The sequence below is a fragment of the Hydrogenophaga sp. genome (assembly GCF_026125825.1).
Lineage (GTDB): Bacteria > Pseudomonadota > Gammaproteobacteria > Burkholderiales > Burkholderiaceae_C > Hydrogenophaga.
Genome location: NZ_JAHCKK010000174.1, coordinates 1 through 4,245, shown reverse-complemented (window position 1 = coordinate 4,245; position 4,245 = coordinate 1). Strand labels below are relative to the sequence as shown.

The window sequence follows — 4,245 nt, the reverse complement described above, 5'->3', positions numbered from 1 at the left end:
CCGCGATGGTGCCGCCCGCACCGGGCTTGTTGTCCACCACCACGGGCTGGCCCAGCACGCCGGTGAGTTTCTGCGAGAGGGCGCGCGCCAGGATGTCGGCCGAGCCGCCCGCGGCAAAGCCCACGGTGAGCGTGACGGGCTTGGTAGGCCAGGCCGCCGGCGCCTGGGCGTGGGCGAGCAGGGCGGTCGAGGACAGGGTGGCGCTGAGGGCGGCCGCGAGGGCGGTGCGCGCCAGGGCGCGCCGGTGAAGCTTGAACATGTCTTGTCTCCTGAATGAAGCCCGGTGTCGGGGCCAGAGAGGGATGCTAGGAGGGCTCACCCATACGATCCAATACTTTTCGGCCAGCTCTGAATAACACCGGGTTATGCGTGGGCGACAATGCGGCCCATGAACCTGCGTCAGATCGAGGTGTTCCGCGCCGTCATGACCACCGGCTCCACCACCGAGGCCGCGCGGCTGCTGCACGTGTCGCAGCCGGGCATCAGCCGCCTGGTGCGCCACCTGGAGCTGCAGCTGGGCGTGGCCCTGTTCGAGCGCCGCAGCGGCCGGCTGGTGCCCACGGCCGAGGCGCGCGAGTTGCAGGAGGAAATCGAGAAGGTCTATCGCGGTGTGCAGCATGTGCGCGACGTGGCGGCCCACCTTCGCTTTGGTACCCGCACCACGCTGCGCGTGCTCTCCAGCGCCAACACCGCGCTGCAGCTGGTGCCGCGCTGCATCGCGGCGCTGGTGGGCCAGGCCACCAGCGCGCGCGTGCTGTTCGAGTCGCTGCCCACGCGCGAGATCGTCAAGCTGCTGGTGACCGAGGAGGCCGACGTGGCCATCTCCAGCGCGCCGCTGGACCACCCGGCGCTGGACATCGAGGAGATCGGCCGCTGGGAACTGCTCTGCGCCTTGCCCGCCGGCCACGCCTTGCTGAAGAAGGCCCGACCCGCGCTCGCCGAGGTGCTGGCCGGCCGCCTGGTGGTCTACAGCCCGGAGGCACCCCAAAGCGCGGTGATCGACCACTGGATCGAGTCGCACGGCGTGGCGCGCAACGTGGCGGCCGAAGTGCGCTCGGGGCTGGCCGCCTGCTCGGTGGCTGCCACGGGCGCGGCGGTGGCCTTCGTGGACGACCTCTCGGCCCGCGCCCACCGGCCCGAAGGGCTGGTGTTCACCGCCTTGCCGGGCGCACCCACCTATCCCGTCTTCGCGGTGCGCAACCGGCACCGCCCGCTCTCGCGCCTGGGCACGTCGTTCCTGCAGATCGCGCGCGAGCAGCTGCAGGCGCTGCGCGCGGCGCCCCTGCCGCTGCACCCGGCGGCGTTGCGCTGAGAGGCGCTCAGGCCGCCGCGATCGGCAGGCCCACGAGCCTCTCGAGCTCGGCGTGTTCCAGGCCCTCGACCTTGTCGATGAGCGCGAGGCCCTGCGGCGTGCAGGCCAGGGTGGCCAGGTCGCTGTAGATGCGCTTGACGCAGCCGATGCCGGTGAGCGGGTAGCTGCACTGCGCCACCACCTTGCTCGCGCCCTGCTTGGTGAGCAGGTCCATCATCACCCAGGTCTGCTTGGCGCCGATGGCCAGGTCCATCGCGCCGCCCACGGCCGGGATGGAGCCCGCCTCGCCGGTGCTCCAGTTGGCCAGGTCGCCGGTGGCCGAGACCTGGAAGGCGCCGAGCACGCAGATGTCCAGGTGGCCGCCGCGCATCATGGCGAAGCTGTCTGCATGGTGGAAGAACACGCCGCCGGGCAGCAACGTGACCGGCTGCTTGCCTGCGTTGATGAGGTCGTAGTCTTCCTCGCCCGCGGCCGGCGCCGGGCCCATGCCCAGGATGCCGTTCTCGCTGTGAAGCACCACCTCGATGCCCGGGGGCAGGTGGTTGGCCACCAGCGTGGGCTGGCCGATGCCCAGGTTCACATAGGCGCCGTCGTGGATGTCCTGCGCCACGCGGCGCGCGAGTTCGTCCTTGGTTCTTCGGGTGTAGCTCATGGTCTGGTCCTCACGCTGCGTTCCTGAAGCCGCCGGCCTGCGTGGCCACGCGGGGGATCTGCACGACCGCGCTCACGTGGATGCCCGGTGTCACCACCGCCTCGGGGTCGAGGCTGCCGAGTTCGGCGATCTCGTAGACGCTGGCGATGGTGCGTTTCGCGGCGGTGGCCATCACCGGGCCGAAGTTGCGCGCGGCCTTGCGGTAGGTGAGGTTGCCCCAGCGGTCGCCGCGCTCGGCCTTGATGAGCGCCACGTCGCCGGAGATGGGGTACTCCAGCACATAGGGCTTGCCGTGGATCACGCGCGTTTCCTTGGGCGTGCCGTCGGCGTTCCTGGCCAGTTCGGTGCCGAAGCCGGTGGGCGTGAAGAAGGCGCCGATGCCGGCGCCCGCGGCGCGCAGGCGCTCGGCGAGGTTGCCCTGGGGCACCAGTTCGAGTTCGAGCTGGCCGCTGCGGTAGAGCGCGTCGAACACATGGCTGTCGGCCTGGCGGGGGAAGCTGCAGATGACCTTGCGCACGCGCCCGGCCTTGAGCAGCGCGGCCAGGCCGGTGTCGCCGTTGCCGGCGTTGTTGTTGACCACGGTGAGCTCGCGCGCGCCCTGGTCGATCAGGCCGTCGATGAGTTCACCGGGAATGCCGGCGGTGCCGAAACCACCGATGAGCACGGTGGCGCCGTCTTCGATGCCGGTGAGCGCCTCGGCGACCGAGGCGGCAATCTTGTTGATCACGGGAGTTCTCCTTCAAGGGGCCCGCGCATTGTGTCAGCGAAAGGCGCGCCATGGCGCGCCCACATTTCCCTCTGCGGAAAACTGATTTTCAGCGGGCCTGGCACGCGCCCGGGCGGGCAGACGCTGCCATCATTCGCACCATGAAATCCTTCATCTACCAGAACCTGCCGGCGCGCGTGGTCTTCGGTGCCGGCTCGCTGGCCCAGCTGCCGCGCGAGATGGACACCCTGGGCGCGGCGCGCGCGCTGGTGCTCAGCACGCCCGAGCAACGCGCCTGGGCCGAACGCGTGGCTGAGTTGCTGGGCGCGCGCGCCGCCGGCATCTTCGACCGCGCGGCGATGCACGTGCCCATCGAGACCGCGCGCGAAGCCCGCGAGGTGGCGCGCCAGCTCGGTGCGGACTGCGCCGTGGCCATCGGCGGCGGCTCGACCACCGGCCTGGGCAAGGCCATCGCGCTCGATTCGGGCCTGCCCATCGTCGCCATCCCCACCACGTATGCGGGCTCGGAGATGACGCCCATCTACGGCATCACCGAAGCCGGCCTGAAGAAGACCGGCAGGGACCCGCGCGTGCTGCCCCGCACCGTGATCTACGACCCCGAGCTGTCCCTGGGCCTGCCCGTGGCCTTGAGCGTGACCAGCGGCATCAACGCCATCGCGCACGCCGCCGAGGGCCTGTACGCGGCGGACGCCAACCCCATCACCGACCTCATGGCCGAAGACGGCATTGCCGCGCTGGGCCGCGCGCTGCCGCGCATCTGGGCGCAACCCACGGACGCCGAAGCCCGGGCGGACGCGTTGTACGGCGCCTGGCTCTGCGGCACCGTGCTCGGTGCGGTGGGCATGGCGCTGCACCACAAGCTGTGTCACACCCTTGGAGGCAGCTTCAACCTTCCGCACGCGGAGGTTCACACCGTCGTGCTGCCACAGGCGATGGCATTCAACGCAGCGGCCGCACCCGAGGCAATGCGGCGCATCGAACGCGCCTTGGGCGCAACTGGCCGAGCCAGTGCCGCAGCGGGCCTTTTTGACCTGGCCCACACCAACGGGGCTCCCGTAGCACTCAAGGACATCGGCATGAACGAGGCTGACCTGGACCGGGCAGCCGAGATTGCTGTGAGCAACCCGTACTGGAACCCTCGCCCGTTCGGAGCAGCACAGCGTGGCGAGATACGCGACCTGCTCCAACGCGCTTACGAAGGCATCCGGCCGGACTGACGGCCTTCGGCCCACGAGGGCCTAGGCACGCCCCCTTACAGGGTGTTCGTTCGCGAACGCCAAGGGGAAGTGCACCTGTTTTTCTAGAGATGGACTCCCATGATCAACAAAATCTCACCTTCCATTGCCGAGGCGCTCACTGGGGTTGCCGATGGCTCAACCGTATTGATCGGCGGCTTTGGCACGGCGGGCATCCCCAACGAACTCATCGAAGGCCTGATTGAGCAAGGCGCGCGCGAGCTCACGGTGGTCAACAACAACGCGGGCAATGGCGACAGCGGGCTGGCGGCGCTGCTCAAGGCAGGGCGCGTGCGCAAGATCATCTGCTCGTTCCCAC

Annotated in this window: 6 protein-coding genes; 3 read left to right on the top strand and 3 right to left on the bottom strand. The window is 69.8% G+C overall.

Translation table 11 applies throughout. The annotated features are described in order from the left end of the window. Positions 1 to 259: tripartite tricarboxylate transporter substrate-binding protein (locus KIT86_RS24430; protein WP_297403234.1), on the bottom strand; the 259-nt coding region annotated here is incomplete at its 3' end. A gap of 129 nt (positions 260 to 388) precedes the next feature. On the opposite strand from KIT86_RS24430, the gene KIT86_RS24425 reads away from it, so the two are divergent. Continuing rightward, on the top strand, positions 389 to 1,312 hold the full coding sequence (locus KIT86_RS24425) for a LysR family transcriptional regulator (protein ID WP_297403232.1): 924 nt from the start codon (positions 389 to 391) through the stop codon (positions 1,310 to 1,312). A 7-nt stretch (positions 1,313 to 1,319) separates the two neighbouring features. On the opposite strand, the gene KIT86_RS24420 is transcribed toward KIT86_RS24425, so the two are convergent. Together KIT86_RS24420 and KIT86_RS24415 are read right to left on the bottom strand one after the other, a co-directional pair. Beyond that, complete coding sequence (locus tag KIT86_RS24420; RefSeq protein ID WP_297403230.1) at positions 1,320 to 1,964, bottom strand: 3-oxoacid CoA-transferase subunit B; 645 nt, start codon at positions 1,962 to 1,964, stop codon at positions 1,320 to 1,322. 10 nt (positions 1,965 to 1,974) lie between these two features. Then, a complete protein-coding gene (locus KIT86_RS24415; RefSeq protein WP_297403229.1) occupies positions 1,975 to 2,691 on the bottom strand; it encodes a 3-oxoacid CoA-transferase subunit A in 717 nt (238 codons plus the stop codon). Positions 2,692 to 2,831: 140 nt separating this feature from the next. Between KIT86_RS24415 and KIT86_RS24410 the strand changes: the two genes are divergently transcribed. Continuing rightward, complete coding sequence (locus KIT86_RS24410) at positions 2,832 to 3,908, top strand: maleylacetate reductase (protein WP_297403228.1); 1,077 nt, start codon at positions 2,832 to 2,834, stop codon at positions 3,906 to 3,908. 99 nt (positions 3,909 to 4,007) lie between these two features. Next, on the top strand, positions 4,008 to 4,245 hold a 238-nt coding region (locus KIT86_RS24405), incomplete at its 3' end, for a CoA-transferase (RefSeq protein WP_297403227.1).

Bases quoted from the DNA above. Each gene is read 5' to 3' on its own strand.
- KIT86_RS24425 (WP_297403232.1), top strand. From the start codon at position 389: ATGAACCTGCGTCAGATCGAGGTGTTCCGCGCCGTCATGACCACCGGC.
- KIT86_RS24420 (WP_297403230.1), bottom strand. From the start codon at position 1,964: ATGAGCTACACCCGAAGAACCAAGGACGAACTCGCGCGCCGCGTGGCG.
- KIT86_RS24410 (WP_297403228.1), top strand. From the start codon at position 2,832: ATGAAATCCTTCATCTACCAGAACCTGCCGGCGCGCGTGGTCTTCGGT.